15 protein-coding genes are annotated in these 15,960 nt (G+C 68.3%); 6 read left to right on the top strand and 9 right to left on the bottom strand.

Annotated features, from left to right (window positions below; translation table 11 throughout):
* On the bottom strand, window positions 1-1,584 hold a 1,584-nt coding region (locus ACE3TL_RS13430), incomplete at its 3' end, for a PAS domain-containing protein (RefSeq protein ID WP_374579187.1).
* Between the two features lie 239 nt (window positions 1,585-1,823).
* On the opposite strand from ACE3TL_RS13430, the gene ACE3TL_RS13425 reads away from it, so the two are divergent.
* Together ACE3TL_RS13425 and ACE3TL_RS13420 are read left to right on the top strand one after the other, a co-directional pair.
* Complete coding sequence (locus ACE3TL_RS13425; RefSeq protein ID WP_374579186.1) at window positions 1,824-3,020, top strand: cell wall hydrolase; 1,197 nt, start codon at window positions 1,824-1,826, stop codon at window positions 3,018-3,020.
* A gap of 5 nt (window positions 3,021-3,025) precedes the next feature.
* Window positions 3,026-3,805 carry a PIG-L deacetylase family protein gene (locus ACE3TL_RS13420; protein WP_374579185.1) on the top strand — a complete coding sequence of 260 codons (780 nt, stop codon included), beginning with the start codon at window positions 3,026-3,028 and terminating at the stop codon, window positions 3,803-3,805.
* On the opposite strand, the gene ACE3TL_RS13415 is transcribed toward ACE3TL_RS13420, so the two are convergent.
* The 6 genes from ACE3TL_RS13415 to trxB all read right to left on the bottom strand — a co-directional run bounded on the left by ACE3TL_RS13415 (window position 3,781) and on the right by trxB (window position 10,618).
* Complete coding sequence (locus ACE3TL_RS13415; RefSeq protein ID WP_374579184.1) at window positions 3,781-4,938, bottom strand: Gfo/Idh/MocA family protein; 1,158 nt, start codon at window positions 4,936-4,938, stop codon at window positions 3,781-3,783. The two genes, ACE3TL_RS13420 and ACE3TL_RS13415, sit on opposite strands and share 25 nt — an antisense overlap.
* Window positions 4,935-5,426 carry a GNAT family N-acetyltransferase gene (locus ACE3TL_RS13410; RefSeq protein WP_374579183.1) on the bottom strand — a complete coding sequence of 164 codons (492 nt, stop codon included), beginning with the start codon at window positions 5,424-5,426 and terminating at the stop codon, window positions 4,935-4,937. Before ACE3TL_RS13410 ends, ACE3TL_RS13415 begins: the two co-directional genes overlap by 4 nt.
* Window positions 5,427-5,446: 20 nt before the next feature.
* The gene (locus ACE3TL_RS13405) at window positions 5,447-6,298 is read right to left on the bottom strand and encodes a GyrI-like domain-containing protein (protein ID WP_374579182.1); all 852 of its coding nucleotides are present in this window, start codon (window positions 6,296-6,298) and stop codon (window positions 5,447-5,449) included.
* Window positions 6,299-6,351: 53 nt separating this feature from the next.
* Complete coding sequence (locus ACE3TL_RS13400) at window positions 6,352-8,085, bottom strand: amidohydrolase family protein (protein ID WP_374579181.1); 1,734 nt, start codon at window positions 8,083-8,085, stop codon at window positions 6,352-6,354.
* Between the two features lie 155 nt (window positions 8,086-8,240).
* On the bottom strand, window positions 8,241-9,539 hold the full coding sequence (locus ACE3TL_RS13395; protein ID WP_374579180.1) for a UDP-N-acetylglucosamine 1-carboxyvinyltransferase: 1,299 nt from the start codon (window positions 9,537-9,539) through the stop codon (window positions 8,241-8,243).
* A gap of 71 nt (window positions 9,540-9,610) precedes the next feature.
* Window positions 9,611-10,618, bottom strand: coding sequence for a thioredoxin-disulfide reductase (trxB, locus tag ACE3TL_RS13390; protein WP_374579179.1), 1,008 nt, complete (start codon window positions 10,616-10,618; stop codon window positions 9,611-9,613).
* Between the two features lie 111 nt (window positions 10,619-10,729).
* On the opposite strand from trxB, the gene pseI reads away from it, so the two are divergent.
* The 3 genes from pseI to ACE3TL_RS13375 are packed head-to-tail and all read left to right on the top strand — an operon-like array spanning window position 10,730 to window position 12,891.
* On the top strand, window positions 10,730-11,788 hold the full coding sequence (gene pseI / locus ACE3TL_RS13385; RefSeq protein WP_374579178.1) for a pseudaminic acid synthase: 1,059 nt from the start codon (window positions 10,730-10,732) through the stop codon (window positions 11,786-11,788).
* Window positions 11,785-12,360, top strand: a complete 576-nt coding sequence (gene pseH, locus ACE3TL_RS13380) for a UDP-4-amino-4,6-dideoxy-N-acetyl-beta-L-altrosamine N-acetyltransferase (protein WP_374579177.1) — start codon at window positions 11,785-11,787, stop codon at window positions 12,358-12,360. Before pseI ends, pseH begins: the two co-directional genes overlap by 4 nt.
* Window positions 12,361-12,891 (top strand): hypothetical protein, encoded by a 531-nt coding sequence (locus tag ACE3TL_RS13375; protein ID WP_374579176.1) that lies wholly within the window; start codon window positions 12,361-12,363, stop codon window positions 12,889-12,891. It begins immediately after the preceding gene.
* Window positions 12,892-12,985: 94 nt separating this feature from the next.
* Here ACE3TL_RS13375 and ACE3TL_RS13370 read toward each other — a convergent pair whose 3' ends face one another.
* Both ACE3TL_RS13370 and ACE3TL_RS13365 read right to left on the bottom strand, forming a co-directional pair.
* The gene (locus tag ACE3TL_RS13370; protein ID WP_374579175.1) at window positions 12,986-13,879 is read right to left on the bottom strand and encodes a carbon-nitrogen hydrolase family protein; all 894 of its coding nucleotides are present in this window, start codon (window positions 13,877-13,879) and stop codon (window positions 12,986-12,988) included.
* Window positions 13,880-14,079: 200 nt separating this feature from the next.
* Window positions 14,080-14,796, bottom strand: a complete 717-nt coding sequence (locus ACE3TL_RS13365; protein WP_374579174.1) for a cytidylyltransferase domain-containing protein — start codon at window positions 14,794-14,796, stop codon at window positions 14,080-14,082.
* 101 nt (window positions 14,797-14,897) lie between these two features.
* Between ACE3TL_RS13365 and ACE3TL_RS13360 the strand changes: the two genes are divergently transcribed.
* The gene (locus ACE3TL_RS13360; RefSeq protein ID WP_374579173.1) at window positions 14,898-15,836 is read left to right on the top strand and encodes a hypothetical protein; all 939 of its coding nucleotides are present in this window, start codon (window positions 14,898-14,900) and stop codon (window positions 15,834-15,836) included.
* Window positions 15,837-15,960: the final 124 nt, after the last annotated feature.

Genomic DNA, 15,960 nt, shown 5'->3' with positions numbered 1-15,960 from the left:
CGTCAGGTCGCAGACCGCCGTCTCGATGCGGATCTCGCCGCCGGCGGGCGTGGCGTCGCGCGCGTTGACCACCAGGTTCATCAGCGCTGCGTCGAACTGGCCTTGGTCGAGCATGGCCACGGCGTCGGGGGCGCCGGGCGCCAGGACCATGCTGGCGGCCTCGCCGGCGGCGCGGCGCAGCAGGGGCTCGCTTTCGACCAGCAGGTCGTCGATCCGCCGCGCCTCGGCCTTCAGCGCCTGGCGGCGGGAGAAGGCGAGAAGCTGGTGGGTCAGGCGCTCGCCGCGCCGGGCCGCGCCCAGGGCCGCCTCGATCATGCGCTCGCGCCGCTCGCCGTCGTCCGGGCGCCGCTGGATCAGGTCGAGGGCGCCGATGATCACGGTTAGCAGGTTGTTGAAGTCGTGGGCGACGCCGCCGGTGAGCTGGCCGACCGCCTCCAGCTTCTGGGAATGGTGCAGGCGGGTCTCGGCCTCGTCGCGTTCGGCGAGCGCGGCCTGGACGCGTTCGGCGAGCAGGTCGTTGATGTGCATCAGGTCGCGTTCGGCCTGCTTCTCGTCGGTGACGTCCATGCCGATGCCGACGAAGCCGACGAAGACGCCGCCCGGCCCGTGGCGGGGCTGGGAGATCGAGCGGACCCACCGCCAGGCGCCGTCGCTGCGGCGATAGCGGGCCTCGAGGGTGAAGAGCTGGCGGGACGCCTCGCCGGCGACCTGCTCCTTGAGAATGCGCGGCAGGTCCTCGGCGTGCAGGCGTTCGCGCCAGTCGAAGTTCAGCGCCGCCTCGTAGGAGACGCCGAGGAAGTCGACATAGGCCTGGTTGACGAATTCTCGCCGCCCATCGGTCTTGGACACCCACAGCAGTACCGGGGCGCTGTCGGCGAGGGCGCGGAAACGGGCGTCGCTTTCACGCACCTTTTCAAAGGCATGTCGCCGTTCGGTGATGTCGATGTTGACGCCGACCGCGCGAACCGCCTTGCCGGCGCCGTTCTGAAGCATCTCGCCGCGCGACAGGACCCAGCGCACCTCGCCGTCCGGCCGCAGGATGCGGTACTCGGTCGGGGCGAGCTTGCCCGAACGGATGGCGGCCACATTGCTCTGACGCACCCACTCGCGGTCCTCGGGGTGCACCGAGCGCAGCAGGGCGCGGATGTTGGCGTCGGTGTCGGGCGGCAGGCCGAGGATGCGATAGAGCGTCGGGGACCAGTGGCCCTCGCCGGTGGCTACGTCCCAGTCCCAGAGACCGACCTCGCCGGCCTTCTGGGCCATCTGCAGGCGCGTCTCGCTGCGGTCGAGGGCGGCCTGAGCCTCGTCCAGGCGCAGGACGATCTCCCGCAGGGTGGCGGCGACGACGATGGTGACGGCGCCGGAGAGCGCATAAAGGAACATTCCAGCCCGCGCCGCTCCCTCTGCCGGCAGGCCGCCGCGGAGGACGAGCGAGCCGACCAGCGCCCCGCCGAGGCTGGCCCAGCCCCAGCGCTGGCCCGCGAAGAGCGTGGCCGTCACGAAGGCCGGGAAGTGGGTGACCGAGAGGGCGAAGGCGGTGTCCCAGCCGGCGAACAGGCCGCGCACGCCGACCGCCGCGGCCATGGCGGTAAGGCTTATGGCGAGGGCCGCCCAGAAAGGCGGCGATCGCCTGGGAATGAAACGCAGCGGCGAGCCGACGGGGATCATTCGCCTCGGGAGCTCCCGGTGACCCGGCCGCTGGCGGCCGGCCAGAAGAGCATGGAAGCGTGCGGCGGCTGGCGCAACACTCGATTCTTGCGTGGTTGGCCCCTATTTTGCCCGCTTGCGGCGGCATGGAGCCGATCTGGAGCCGACCTGGGACATTGCGACTGAGCCTTTCCCATATTCTTCATGCGCAACGCGGCCTGATCGCCGGGCTCGTCGTCGGATGCGGCCTGGCGGTGATCCTGCTGGCCTGCGCCAATCCGAGGATGGCGCCGGCCGAGGCCGGACGCGCGCGCGGCGTGGCTATGATCGCGCGTTCCTTCACCGAGCGCGGCCTCATCCGGCTGACCGCCGACATGGACCCCGCCATGCTGGCTCTGGCGCGCCGCCATGACCCCTTGAACCGCCAGGCCGATCCGTGGGGCCGCGCCGTTGGCTGGACCAGCCTGGACATCCGTCAGATTCCCGATCTCGGGCTCGACACCACTCAGGTCGAGACCGCCGAGGAGATCAACGCCTTGCGGGCGTTTTCGAAGCTGCCGATCCGGCCGATGCGGCCATTCGTCCTGCACGCCGACGGGCAGGACGCCTCGAGGGCGCTGAAGTGCCTGGCCGAGGCGGTGTACTACGAGAGCGCCCGCGAGTCGCAACTCGGCCAGGAGGCGGTCGCCCAGGTGGTGCTGAACCGGGTTCGGCACCCGGCCTATCCGAAATCGGTTTGCGGGGTGGTCTATCAGGGCTCGGCCCGTTCGACCGGCTGCCAGTTCAGCTTCACCTGCGACGGGTCGCTGCGCTATGCGCCCGAGCCTGGCCTCTGGCGGCGGGCGCAGGACGTGGCGCGGCGAGCCCTTGCCGGACACGTCAACAAGACCGTCGGGTCCGCGACCCACTATCACGCGGAATATGTTGCCCCTTACTGGGCGCCGACCCTGGTGAAGATGAAGCAGGTCGGGCTGCACATCTTCTATCGCTGGACGGGGCCGTGGGGCGAGCCGCCGGCCTTCACCGGGCGCTATGCGGGGGGCGAGGCCTATATCTCCCCGGCGATCCTTGGCGGGCTGGATGCGCGCACAAACGGCCTGGACCCCGAGAGCCAGGGGATCGGCGCGGGCCGCCAGGTGACCCTGGCCGTGGCCGGCGAAGTGCGGACCTACAACGTCGCCGACGCTACGGCGGCGGGCGGGGAACGGACGCGGGTGCTGGGCACGCTCTACGCGCCGCGGCGCAAGCCGACCGCCGAGGAAGTGCGCGAGATCAACGCTTCGCTGGCCGCCATGGAAGCGGGCGAGCCGGCCACGAGCCCGGCGCCGCGGGCCGCGCGGCTGGACGGATCGCCCGGCGCGACGCAAGACTAGGGCCCATGGCCCGTATCCTGGCGATCCACGCCCACCCCGACGACATCGAAATCCTGGCCGCCGGCACGCTGGCGGTGCTGGCCGGCGCCGGGCACGAGGTCAGCATCGCCACCGTGACCGGCGGCGACCTCGGCTCGGGCGAGGGAACGCCCGAGGAGACCGCCCGCATCCGCCAGGGCGAGGCGGCGCAGGCCGCGGCCTTGATCGGGGCGCGATACCGATGCGGCGAGGTCCCGGACCTAGGTGTGTTCAACAACGATCCGACGCGGCGGACGGTGACCGAACTGGTGCGCTGGGCGCGGGCGCAGATCGTGCTGACCGCTTCGCCCGCCGACTACCATCCCGATCACGAGGCGGTCAGCCAACTGGTGCGCGACGCCTGTTTCGCTGCCTCGGTGCCGAACTACCGCACCGGGGAGGCCTCGCCGCTTCCGGCGGTTCCGCATCTCTATTTCATGGACCCGATCGGCGGCCGCGACCGGGAGGGGCGCTGGACGGTTCCCGATTTCGGGGCCGATGTCGGAGCGGTGTTCGAAACCAAGAAGGCCATGCTGACCTGTCACGTCAGCCAGCATGCCTGGGTCGCGCGCCAGCACGACGTTCCCGATCATGTGGCCGCGATGGAGGCCTGGACGCGCCGGCGCGGCCGCGACTTCGGGATCGAGATGGGCGAGGGGTTCCGGCAGTACCGGCATCATCCCTATCCGCGCACGCCGCTGTTGCAGGAACTGCTCGGCGAGGCGCTGGCGACGCCGGTCGATCAGCCGCCGCGCGCGGCGTCGTAACGGGCCCACATCGGGCCGCAGTCCAGCATTTCGCCCAGCATCATGGCCTCGTCGATGGCCATGACGGTCAGGCCGGCCTCCATCGACTCGAAAGGCGTCACCGGAAACGGCGCGCCGGTCTCCAGTGTCGCCAGCAGGTCGCGGGCCATGGCCTGGTCGGCGCCGTTGTGGCTGTCCTCGGTGCGCCCGCCATAGTCGATGCGCTCGGGCTTGCCGCGGTCCATGGCGCGCCGGACCATCAGCCGGTTGCGCACCAGGTCGGCGATCAGGGTGCCGTCGGTGCAGGCGACGTACCAGCGCCGCTCGGGCAGGGCGACGTGGCTGTTGGCGTGGAAGGACAGGCGCACGCCGTTTTCGTACTGCACCAAGGCGTTCTGGTGGTCTGTAACGTCCATGTCGGAATGGAAGGCGTCGTTGGCGCCGGACCAGCCGGCGTCGCGCAAGGCGTAGGCGGGCTGGCCGTCGCTGTAGACGTATTCGCCGGCGCGCCTGGCGGTGAAGATCTCGCGGCCGCCGAAGCTGGCGACCTTGGCCGGGCGCGAGCGGGCCAGGCGGCCGAAGATATCGAAGTCGTGGCAGACCTTGTCGAGCAGGTACGAACCGCCGAACTCCTGGCGCCGGCGCCAGTTGCGGGCGAGATAGCCGCCATGCTCTGGCGGCAGATGCTCGGTGGCGTCGATGGAGACGAGGGCGCCCAGTTCGCCGGAGTCGATCCGCCCGATGGTCTCGCGCACGATCGACATCGAGCGCATGACCAGGCCGATGAAGAGCGGCGGTCCCTTGCCGGAGGCCAGGCGGGCGGCCAGGGCGAAGGTCTCGGCCGGGGTCCGCACGATGGGCTTCTCGGCGAAGATCGGAAAGCCGGCGTCGAGGGCGATGTTCAGGTGCTCGAAATGCAGGTGGTTGGGCGAGCCGATCATCACCAGGTCGTAAGGCCCGGCTGCGAGCAGGTCCTGCGGCGTCTCGAACGGGCGGCCCATGGCCAGCCCCGCCTGGGCCAGGATCGGCGCGCCGACGGGAGCCGGGTCGCAATAGGCGGCGAGGTCGAGACTCCATCCCACCTCCTGCATGGCCGCCAGGACGTGGGCGATGCGCTGGCCAAGGCCGACGACGCCGATGCGATAGGTCTTCATGACGCCGCTCCGAAGGCGTCGGGATAGGCGATCAGCAGCGGCGCCTCGAGGGCGCCGTCCTCCAGGGCGAGCGCCATGAAGGCCGGGCCTCCCGAGAACGGCGACTTCACCTTGGCGGCGGCGTCGGCGGTGAAGCCGAACTTCGGATAGTATTCGGGGTGGCCGAGCACGATGATCGCGCAGGCGCCGAAGTCCTTGGCGGTCTCGATGGAGGCCGTGAGCAGCCGCTTGCCGACGCCGTCCCGCTGCCGGTCGGGCAGCACCGCCATGGGGGCGAGGGCCGCATAGAGGCTGACGCTGTCGGCCCAGAGGCGGCTGTAGAGGATGTGGCCGACGATCTGGCCTTCGTCCTCCTCGACCAGTTCGAACATGGCGTCGCCATCCGCCCGCAACCGCTCGACCAGGTCGGCCTCGTCCGGGCGGCCGAATGCGGCTTCGTTGATGATGCGGATGGCGGCGTGGTCGCCTGGGCGTGCATGACGGATCATGCCACCAGATTAGGCCGCTCTCACTTCAGGGGAAGGCAGATTTCGGTCAGCAACTCGGCTGGCGGGGTGTTGCTGGGATTGTTCAGGTTCACCTCGAACAGCGGGGCGTCGGCGGGCTCCTCGCCGCTGGCCGCCAGCCAGGTGAAGAGCGCATCGTAAGTGCGCGGCAACTCAGCATAGGGGCCCTCGTGGAGGGCGATGGCGTGCTTGCCGCCCGGGATCTCGTGGATCGTTACGCCATCGCCGCCGGCGACGTCCGCTGCGACGGTCAGGCCGGCCAGAGCGCTCCGGTCGGGCGCAAGCCCGTCGCAAGCCGCCTTCTCGTGGTAGACCGCCACGCCGTAGGCGGTCGGCCCCAGTACACCGCGCGGTCCGGCCCAGGCGGCGAGACGCTGGAAAGTATGACCGATCTCGGCATGGGGGCCGATGTGCTCGATGGCGGCGATGCGAAGCGGCGGACGATCCTGAATCTCGACGTTCATGGCGACGGCTCCTTGGGGAGGATGGGCTGGGATGGCCAGTTTGCGGCGGTATGACTTGCGGAAGGCGTCGGGCGGCTGGCCATAGGCGGCTGAAAAGGCGCGGCTGAAGGCAGCGTCCGAGCCGTACCCGGCGCGCCGCCGAATATCGCCCAGTGAGAGCGAGGTGCGGGCCAAGTCGGTTGCGGCGCGCGCCAGCCGAAGGCGCGTCAGGGTTTCCGCCGCCGTCTCACCCATGGCGGCCCGGTAGATGCGATGAAAGTGGTAGAGCGAGAAGCAGGCGAACTGGGCCAGTTGCGGCAGATCGAGGGACGCATCGAGATTGGTCGCGATGTGCTCGGCCACCCGCTGGAGCCGCCGTCCGTAGTTCAGGCTGGTGTCGGGTCTCTGCATGATGAGACCTTAGCACCTTGCGATTGATCGCGATTGCGGACTGTCGAGACGGGCTATTCCGCGGCCAGGGCGGCTGGCGCGGCCTGGGGACCGCGGATTAGCTTGCCGGGCATCTCGCCGGTCGCTTCTCCGTCCTCGAAGGTGACGACCCCGCTGACCACCGTGGCGCGATAGCCGCTGGCCTTCTGGATCAGGCGGCGGCCTTCGGCGGGCAGGTCGAAGATCATCTCCGGGGCCTGGATGGCCAGGGCGTCGAAGTCGATGACGTTGAGGTCGGCCTTCATGCCCGGTGCGACGACGCCGCGGTCGTGGAGGCCGTAGAGGGCCGCGGTCTGGCGGGTCTGCATCGAGACGACCTTCTCCAGCGGCATGCGCCGGCCGCGGACCCGGTCGCGGACCCAGTAGGTCAGCATGTAGGTCGGGAAGCTGGCGTCGCAGATCACCCCGCAATGGGCGCCGCCGTCCGACAGGCTGAGGATGGTGTTGGGGTCGTCCATCATCTCGGCGATGTGGTCGAAGTTGTGCTGGGCGTAGTTCAGCAGCGGCAGGTAGATATAGCCGCGGCCGTCGTTCTCCATGAGCATGTCGTAGACCACGGCCTCGGGCGTGCGGCCCTCGCGCGCGGCTTGAGCTGCGACCGAATCCTCCAGGCGCGGCTCGTAGTCGAGCTGGCCGTCGCGCTCGAGGCGGAACATGTTGCCGAAGTCCTGCAGCAGGGCGCCCATGGCCGCCGCCGCGGGCGTCGGCTCGCCGATGATCGCCTCGCGCACCGCCGGGTCGCGCAATCGCTCCAGGCGCTCGGCGAAGGGCAGGTGGGCGATCTGGCGATAGGCGCTCTTGCGCATGAAGGGATGCACGGTCGACTGCCAGCCCAGCACCATGCCGGTCGGGCGGCAGGCGATGCCGGCCTTGATGTCGGCGCCCTGCGCCTGGGCCTGCGCGGTCAGGGCCAGCATGTCGCGCCACTTGTCGGGCTGGAACGGCGACTGCAGCAGGCTGAAATTGACCGGCAGCCCGGTTTCCCGGGCGAATTGCGCCATCCAGGCGAATTCGTCCTCGGGGATGGTCATGTCGGAGGCCAGTTCGAAGACGCCGTGGCCGGCCTCGCCCATGGCGCGGCCGATGCCGACCATCTCGTCGGCGCCGGCGAAGGTGCCGGGAATGACCTCGCCGTCCTTGGTCCGGTGGAGGGCGGTGCGGGAGGTGGAGAAGCCTAGGGCGCCGGCCTGCACCGCCTCGCGGGTGATGCGGGCCATCTCGGCGATGTCCTGCGGTGTTGCGACCTCGTTGCGCGCGCCACGCTCGCCCATGACGTAGGCGCGGATGGCGCTGTGCGGCGCCTGGGCGGCGATGTCGAGCACGCGCGGGCGCCGCTCGAGGCTGTCGAGATATTCGGGGAAGGTTTCCCAGTCCCAGGCCATGCCCTCGGCCAGGGCCGAGCCCGGAATGTCCTCGACCGCCTCCATGATGCCGATCAGCCATTCGTGGCGGTCGGGCCGGGCGGGCGCGAAGCCGACGCCGCAATTGCCCATGACCACGGTGGTGACGCCATGCCAGCAGGAGGGGCTGAGATAGGAGTCCCAGGTCGCCTGGCCGTCGTAGTGGGTGTGGATGTCGACCCAGCCGGGCGTGACCAGCAGGCCCTTCGCGTCGATCTCGCGCCGCCCCGGCTCGGGAACCGCGCCGACCTTGGCGATGAGTCCGCCGGACACCGCCACGTCGGCCTGGCGCGCCGGAGCGCCCGTGCCATCCACCACCAAGCCACCGCGAATGACCAGATCGTACATGGTTCCCTCCCAGGGATTTTTTAGAAGCCTAGGTACGGTGACCTTCCGTCACTCAAGCGGGAAATCAGGGCGCGCGCTCATGGCCAGGTGTCGTCCCGGTTGGGGAGGCAAGACCGAGATCCTCCCTTGAGCGCAGGGGAGGAATTGGCGGGGCTTCAGTCTCCGGCGACCCAGCTTACGTCGGCGCCGAGGGCGTTGAGGTTTTCGACGAACTTCGGGTGGGCGCGCTGGATGGGGCTGGCGTTGAGGATGGTGCTTTCGCCTTCGATGCTGGCGGCCAGCATGAAGAGGGCGATGGCGACGCGGATGATGTAGGGGCTTTCGACCTTGGCCGGGGTCAGGGGCTTGCCGCCCCAGGTGATCAGGCGGTGCGGGTCGCAGAGCAGGGCGTGGGCGCCGAACTTGCCCAGCTCCGAATGCCAGCCGAGGGCGCCGTCATAGACCTTGTTCCAGAACATCACCTGGCCTTCGGCGCGGACGCCCAGCGCCACGAAGATCGGCAGCAGGTCGGCTGGGACGTAGGGCCAGGGCGCGGCCTCGACCTTGGTCAGGATGTTGGAGGTGAAGGGTTCGCGCACCTTCAGCTTGCCGTCGATGTGGGCGCGGCTCCAGCCATTCTCGTGGGTCACCTCGACGCCGAACTTGGCGAAGGTGCGGTCCAGCAGCGGGAACTGCTCGACAGAGCCGTTGCGCACGGTGATCTCGCCGCCGGTGATCGCGCCCATGGCCAGGAAGGTGGCGACCTCGTGGAAATCGTCGGCGAAGGTGAACTCCAGGCCGCCCAGGCTGTCGACGCCCGAGACGGTGATCCGCGAGCCGCCGACCCCCTGGATGCGGGCGCCCATGCCGGCCAGGAACTCGCAGAACTCCTGGACGTGCGGCTCGCAGGCGGCGTTGGTCAGGCGCGAGGTTCCCTTGGCGGTCGCCGCGCAAAGCACGAAGTTCTCGGTGGTGGTGACCGAGGCGTAGTCCAGCCAGTGCTGGGTGGCGGTGAAGCCCTTGGCCGCGGTGATGACGGTGGCGCCCGGCTCGCTGGTCACCTCGGCCCCGAAGGCGCGGAACACCTCGATGTGCGGGTCGATCTCGCGCGAGCCGAGGGTGCAGCCGGTGACGTCCTCCTCCAGGCTGGCGCGGCCGAAGCGGTGCAGCAGGGCCGGGATCAGCATGATCGAGGAGCGCATGCCCAGCGGCAGGTGCGCCGCCTTCGGGTCGAGGTCGCGGCCATGGTGCAGGCAAAGCGTGCCGGAGGCGTAGTCCATCTCCACCGACGAACCGAGCTTTCCAAAGAAATCCAGCAGCTTGCGGACATCAGTGATGTCGGGCACGCGATGCAGGACGATAGGCTCGTCGCTCAGCAGGGTGGCGCAGAGCACCGGCAGGACGGCGTTCTTGTTGGCGGACGGGATGATGGTCCCACGCAAGGCGCGGCCGCCTCGCACGATCAGGTTCGTCATGGCGGCGCGCGGCCTCGTATCTCAAGAGAGGGGCGGGGGACCGCCCGGTCGTGGAAACTGTATCTGGGAGCCTACCAGGCGCCGATCTTCTGGGCCTCGTCGTGGCCGATCGGGCGCCTGGCCTTCTCGTGGTCTTCCTCGGCCAGCAGGCGCACGGCCTCCAGGGCGGCCATGCAGCCCATGCCGGCGGCGGTGACGGCCTGGCGATAGACGTCGTCGGTGACGTCGCCGGCGGCGTAGACGCCCTTGATGGCGGTGGCGGCGCTGCCGGGCGTGACCTTGAGATAGCCCGAGGCGTCCATCTCCAACTGACCCTTGAAGAGTTCGGAGGCGGGTGCGTGGCCGATGGCGATGAAGACGCCGTCGGCCGGAACCTCGCGCGTCTCGCCGGTCTTGACGTTCTTCAGCCGCACGCCGGAGACGCCGAGCGGATCGGTGGTTCCAAGCACCTCGTCGATGGCGTTGTCCCAGATCACCTCGATCTTCGGATGGGCGAAGAGGCGCTCCTGCAGGATCTTCTCGGCGCGGAACTCGCCGCGGCGGTGGACCACCGTGACCTTGGCCGCGAAGTTGGTGAGAAACAGGGCCTCCTCCACGGCGGTGTTGCCGCCGCCGACCACGATCACCTCCTTGCCGCGATAGAAGAAGCCGTCGCAGGTGGCGCAGGCCGAGACGCCGAAGCCCTGGAACTTCTGCTCGCTTTCCAGGCCCAACCACTTGGCCTGGGCGCCGGTGGCGATGATCAGGGTCTCGGCCAGCCAGACCTCGCCGGAATCGCATTCCAGCCGGAACGGGCGCTGGGAAAGGTCGGCCTTCACCACGATGTCGTTGACGATCTCGGTCCCGACATGCGCGGCCTGGGCCTGCATCTGCTCCATCAGCCAGGGGCCCTGGATGACGTCGGCGAAGCCCGGATAGTTCTCGACATCGGTGGTGATGGTCAGTTGGCCGCCCGGCTGGATGCCGGCGATCAGCACCGGTTTCAGCAGGGCGCGGGCGGCGTAGATGGCGGCGGTGTAGCCGGCCGGGCCGGAGCCGAGGACAAGGCAGCGGGTGGTGCGGGGAGCAGTGTCGGACATGGCGTCTATGTAAGTGAGATTCTGGCGTCGTGCGACAGGTGCGCGGCGCGGTTGGTTAACGCACGCTTCAAGCAGGCGCGCTAGGCTGCGGGCCAAGTTTCGAGGCGCGCCATGTTCAAGTCACCCGAGATCGAGATCGCAGGCCGCAGGATCGGCGCCGACCACGAGCCCTATGTGATCTGCGAACTGTCGGGCAATCACAACGGCAGCCTGGACCGGGCGCTGGCCATGGTCGATGCGGCCGCCGACACCGGCTGCGACGCCATCAAGCTCCAGACCTACACCGCCGACACCATCACCATGGATGTGGATCGACCCGAGTTCCGCATCCAGGGCGGGCTGTGGGACGGGCGCAGCCTCCACGAGCTGTACCAGGAGGCCCATACCCCGTTCGAATGGCACGCGGCGATCTTCGAACGCGCTAGGCGGCGCGAGGTGACGATCTTCTCCAGCCCGTTCGACGAGACGGCGGTGGATCTGTTGGCCGGCCTGGATGCGCCCGCCTACAAGATCGCCTCGTTCGAGGCGGTGGACCTGCCGCTGATCCGCTATGCGGCGGCCAAGGGCAAGCCGTTGATCATCTCGACAGGGATGGCCAACCTCGCCGAGATCACGGCCGCGCGCGATGCGGCGCTTCAGGCGGGGGCGGCCGGCGTGCTGCTGCTGCACTGCGTCTCCAGCTATCCGGCGACCTTCGAGGACGCCAATGTCCGCACCGTCGCCGACATGGCCGAACGGTTCGGAACGCCGGTGGGCCTTTCGGACCACACGCCCGGAACGGCCGCCTCGGTGGCGGCGGTGGCGGTGGGCGCCTGTGCGGTGGAAAAGCATTTCACCCTGGCGCGGGCCGATGGCGGGCCGGACGCCGGCTTCAGCCTGGAGCCGGCCGAGTTTTCCGCCCTGGTGCGCGACTGCAAGGATGGCTGGCGGGCTCTGGGACGCGCCCATTACGACACCCTGGGCTCCGAGCGCGGCTCCTTGCAGTTTCGCCGCTCGCTCTATGTCGTCGCCGAGGTGAAGGCGGGCGAGGCGCTGACCCGCGCCAACGTCCGCTCGATCCGGCCGGGAAACGGCCTGGCGCCGGTTCATCTGGAGGCGGTGCTGGGCAAGCGGGCGGCCCGCGACATCGCCCGCGGCGAACCGCTGGCCTGGGAGATGGTGGCGAAATGAGCCTGCGCCTGCGCCTGTTGACCCCCGAGGACAGCGCCCAGGTCCTGGCCTGGCGCAACTCGCCGGAGGTTTCGGCCTACATGTATTCCGATCATCGGATCGGCCAGGACGAGCACGACCGCTGGCTGGCCGGCGCGCTCGGCCTGCCCGACCGGCGCTACTGGATCATCGAGACAGGCGGTGCACCGGTGGGCCTGGCCAACCTGGCGCGGATCGATGCCGCCGCGCAGCGTTGCGAATGGGCCTATTACCTCGGCGAAGCCTCGACGCGCGGGCAGGGGCTGGGAGCGCGGATCGAATATATCGTGCTGCGCCATGTCTTCGAGACGCGCGGGCTCAACAAGCTCTGGTGCGAGGTGCTGCTGGAGAACGAGGGCGTCTGGAAATTGCACGAGTCCTTCGGTTTCGTGCGCGAGGCGCTCTATCGCGAACATGTGTTCAAGGCCGGCCGGTTCCAGGACGTGGTCGGGCTGGGCATGCTGCGCAGCGACTGGGAAGCCGCGCGCCCGGCGATCGAAGCGCGGCTGCGCGACAAGGGCCACGACCCGGACGCGTTACCGCCGGCGCCTTAGGTGGGGGTGATGCTGCGGATTGCGATCGTCGGGATCAGTGGGACCGGAAAGACAACCTACGCCAGGAAGTTGTCTGCTCTGACGGGCCTTAGTCTTCACCATATGGACAGTCTATTCTGGCGCGGTGAGTGGGAGGCTGTGCCAGAAAAGCTCTATATCAGCGCGCAGTCCCTTCTAATCGCCAAGAGCGATTGGATCATTGAAGGCTATATTGATCCGGCGCTTTCGGAGCGCGCTCACGCCGCGGACCTGATAATCGATCTGGACTTTCCTGGCTGGCTCTGCGCTTGGCGAGTGATCCTCCGATGGCTTCGGCATCGAAGTAGTGCAAGGGCCGAACTGCCAAAGGAAGCGACCGAGAGATTGCGCCTGCGCTTCCTTTGGATCGTTCTGTCTCGCGCGGAGCGCCCAGCTATTGACGCCGCCCTCGCGATGGTTGACCCAGCGAAGATTCGCCACGTGACCTCATTGACCGAGCTTAACGCCGTGACGGTAGCAATTACCCAATCTCTACCTAATGTTGTGGGTTGAAATCGCCGTCTGATCGGTGAGGGGACATCTCTGGTAGCCGCTGAAAGCGCTTGGCCAGAAGCCTGTGACTCGTTGTGGGTGTCGACCTCCGCGCTCAAAAGCGGAGCGTCTGCGCGCTGCGAAGATCATCGACGCGAGCTTGCTGATGCAACTCGCCGGCTCGCGCTCGCGCCCTCCACGGCCGCGCATATTCCAATGCGCCTCGCACAGCTTCTGATCCCCGATCCAGGTCGGCGATGACTAGAGCGTTGGCGCCGTCTGGGAGCGCCTTGGAGATCCACCGCCCGTCTGGCCCGATCAGGCCGCTCGGAGCGGCCTCGCTACACTGCGCAGGCACCGAAAACCCCAGCCAGAAGGCGCCACACGCCGCGTGTCCTTGCGCTTGAATCGCGAACATCGGGTCACGTGAAAACGTCGAGAGCAGCACGACATCGACGTCCTCACGGGCATATTCGACGAAGAGTTCGGGAAACTGGATCTCGATGCAAAGGACGCAACCGAAGCGAAATCCGTCCACCTCGAACGTAAGCATGCGGGCCCCGGGAGCGTACCAGTCAGTGACTTCCGTGTAGGACAGCAGCCGCTTGTCGTAGCGGCCGACCAATTCGCCCTTTTCAGAGATGACATAGAGGCTGTTGTGAGGCCGATTTGGGGGTGTGAGCGGATGGTTCGAGCCGATGATTGTCCAGAGACGGAGGTCGGCGGCTAAAGCGGCGGTAGTCTCCAGTTCGTCGCGGAGGGCGGCCCAATCGACGCGCCATCCGGCGAGGATTTGTTTGCCCGCGCCCGAGGGGTATCCCGACATCGCGCCTTCAGTGAACTGGATCAGCCTTGCGCCTGCATCGGCCGCTTCCCGCATTTGCGCTCGGATCGCTGCGCCGTTGGTTCGCGGATCAAAGCCAACCTGGGTCTGGGCGATAGCGACGCGGAGGCAATCCCGCCGTGGCCGGATATTCAACGCTTCGAGAGAATCTGCAGGATCGGCCATGGCGAATTCTTACTGAGCGTGACGTCCGCTAACCACCCGTTGCGGACGAGGAGTGGGACGATGCCCTCTGGGCATGGGTGAGTTGAGACACCTCCGTCAGCGCTTAGTCCGATGCGGAGGCCCCCTGGGACGGGTTAAGCTGGCTGCTCTACGAGTTGGACGAACAAGCCGATGCGGTCGTTCGTTTGGGCGCAAAATGCCTAAATCCGGCGGTCGCCGCCGTAGGTCGCCAGGTCTGGGCGGCTGCGGACGAAGGTGCGGATGTCGTCGGAACTGAAGGCCGGATTGGCGGGGTAGAGGGCTTCGTAGACCGCGCTGACGAACTCGTAATCGTCGGGCCGGTCGACGGTCCAGCGCACCTGGCCCTGGTCGGTGGGCGGCTCCAGGCGAACGACCTTGTAGGTCTCTGGATGGTTCCAGACGCCCCAGGTGACGTGCTCCCGCTCCTCCGGGGTGCTAGCGTTCGCGGCGGCCCGGCGCAGGGCGGCGGCGGTGATGACCTCCACGTCCTGGCCCTTGGGGAAACCCTTGTCCACCAAACGGTTCTGAGCGTAGTCAGCGCCGGCTTTCAGGTGCAGGTCGATGGTCGCGTCGATCAGGCCGGGGTCGATCAGCGGGCAGTCGCCCGTGAGCCGGACCACATGATCGGCCGGCCAGGCGTCGAGCGCGCCGACGAAGCGGGCGAGGACGTCGTCGAGCGGGCCGCGATAGGTCTCGACGCCGGCCTCGGCGAGCGTCTGGGCCAGCCGGTCGTCGCTCGGCTGGTCGCTGGTGGCGACCACCAGCCGGTCGATCCGTTCCGCCCGACGAACCCGCTCCACCTGGCGCAGGATCATCGGCGCGCCGGCCAGGGGCAGCAGCACCTTGCCGGGCAAACGGCTGGAGCTGAGGCGGGCCTGGAGGACGGCGAGAATCATGACGAAACTTCCCTAAGTACGCCCCCAGCTTGGCCGCCCATGGGTAATCGGAGCTTAACCCCGGGCCGTTCACCATATTCGGCAAGATTCGGAGCCGGTGAATGAACGCCATGATCCAGCCGCGCGTGGGCAGCCTGGCCGAGCAGGTCGAGGCCGACTTCATCGCCAACGGCGCGCATCTGTTCGACCAGCGCCTGGAGGTGACCGCCTGCGAGCGGTTGCTGGCCGACATCCGCGCGACCCGCCGGTTCGACGACAGCCTGTTCCTGACCGAGGCCGCCTTCGACGCCGATCCGCAATATACCGGGGTGAACCCGCGCCCTGGCCGCAACCTACTGGAGCAGTTCGAGGATCAGCTCGGGTTCGTGGAACGCGCGCCGCACATCGTCGAAGCTCTGACCTCGCTGCTGGGCGAGGGCTATGAAATCCTCAACAAGAAGATCGTCTGCGGCGTGCCGGAAAGCTCGGTGCCGCCGTGGCTGCGAGCGCGTATCCTCGGCAACCCGGTGAACAACCTGGGCGCCTATGTGCGGCCGGAATATCGCGACATCACCTATTTCTACGGCATCGACTTTCATCAGGACCTGATCGACTACAAGGACCGGGAAGCCGATTTCCTGACGCTCTACGTCTATCTGCATCCGGTCACGCGCGCCGATGCGCCGCTCTATCTGCTGGAAGGCAGCCACAAGCTTGGCGGGGCGGTGTTCCCGCACGACCTGACGCCGGCGGGGCCGGAGGCGTGGACCTACGCCAACGGCGCGCACGGGCAGGTGCGCGTGCCGCAGAGGGTCCTGACCGGCGACACCGGCTTTGCGGCCATGTGGCACGCCTGCACTCTGCACGGCACCCAGCCGGACGCCGCCGACCACGAGCGGATTTCGCTGCGCTATCTCGTGGCGCGGGGCGCGGCCGTCACCAGCGGCATCGATGCGGTCAACGCCACCTTGCATGGGCCGCTCAGCCTGACCTCGACCCGCCAGGACCTCGGCCCGGACGGGGCCGCGGTGATCCGCCAGAACACGGTCAACAGGGCTTAGAGCCTGCTTGGTTTAGATTGAAGCATAGCCGGCGTGGCGAAGGTAGTTTGCGCACTCGGTGGGGCTGAACAGATTGAGCAGATCGCCGATGCGCCGCCAGACGGTCTCGATGGATCGCTCGTCG

The sequence above is a fragment of the Phenylobacterium sp. genome, assembly GCF_041920015.1.
Lineage (GTDB): Bacteria > Pseudomonadota > Alphaproteobacteria > Caulobacterales > Caulobacteraceae > Phenylobacterium.
Note: the sequence above shows the minus strand (reverse complement) of the source record. Positions and strands in the feature narration are given on the sequence as shown.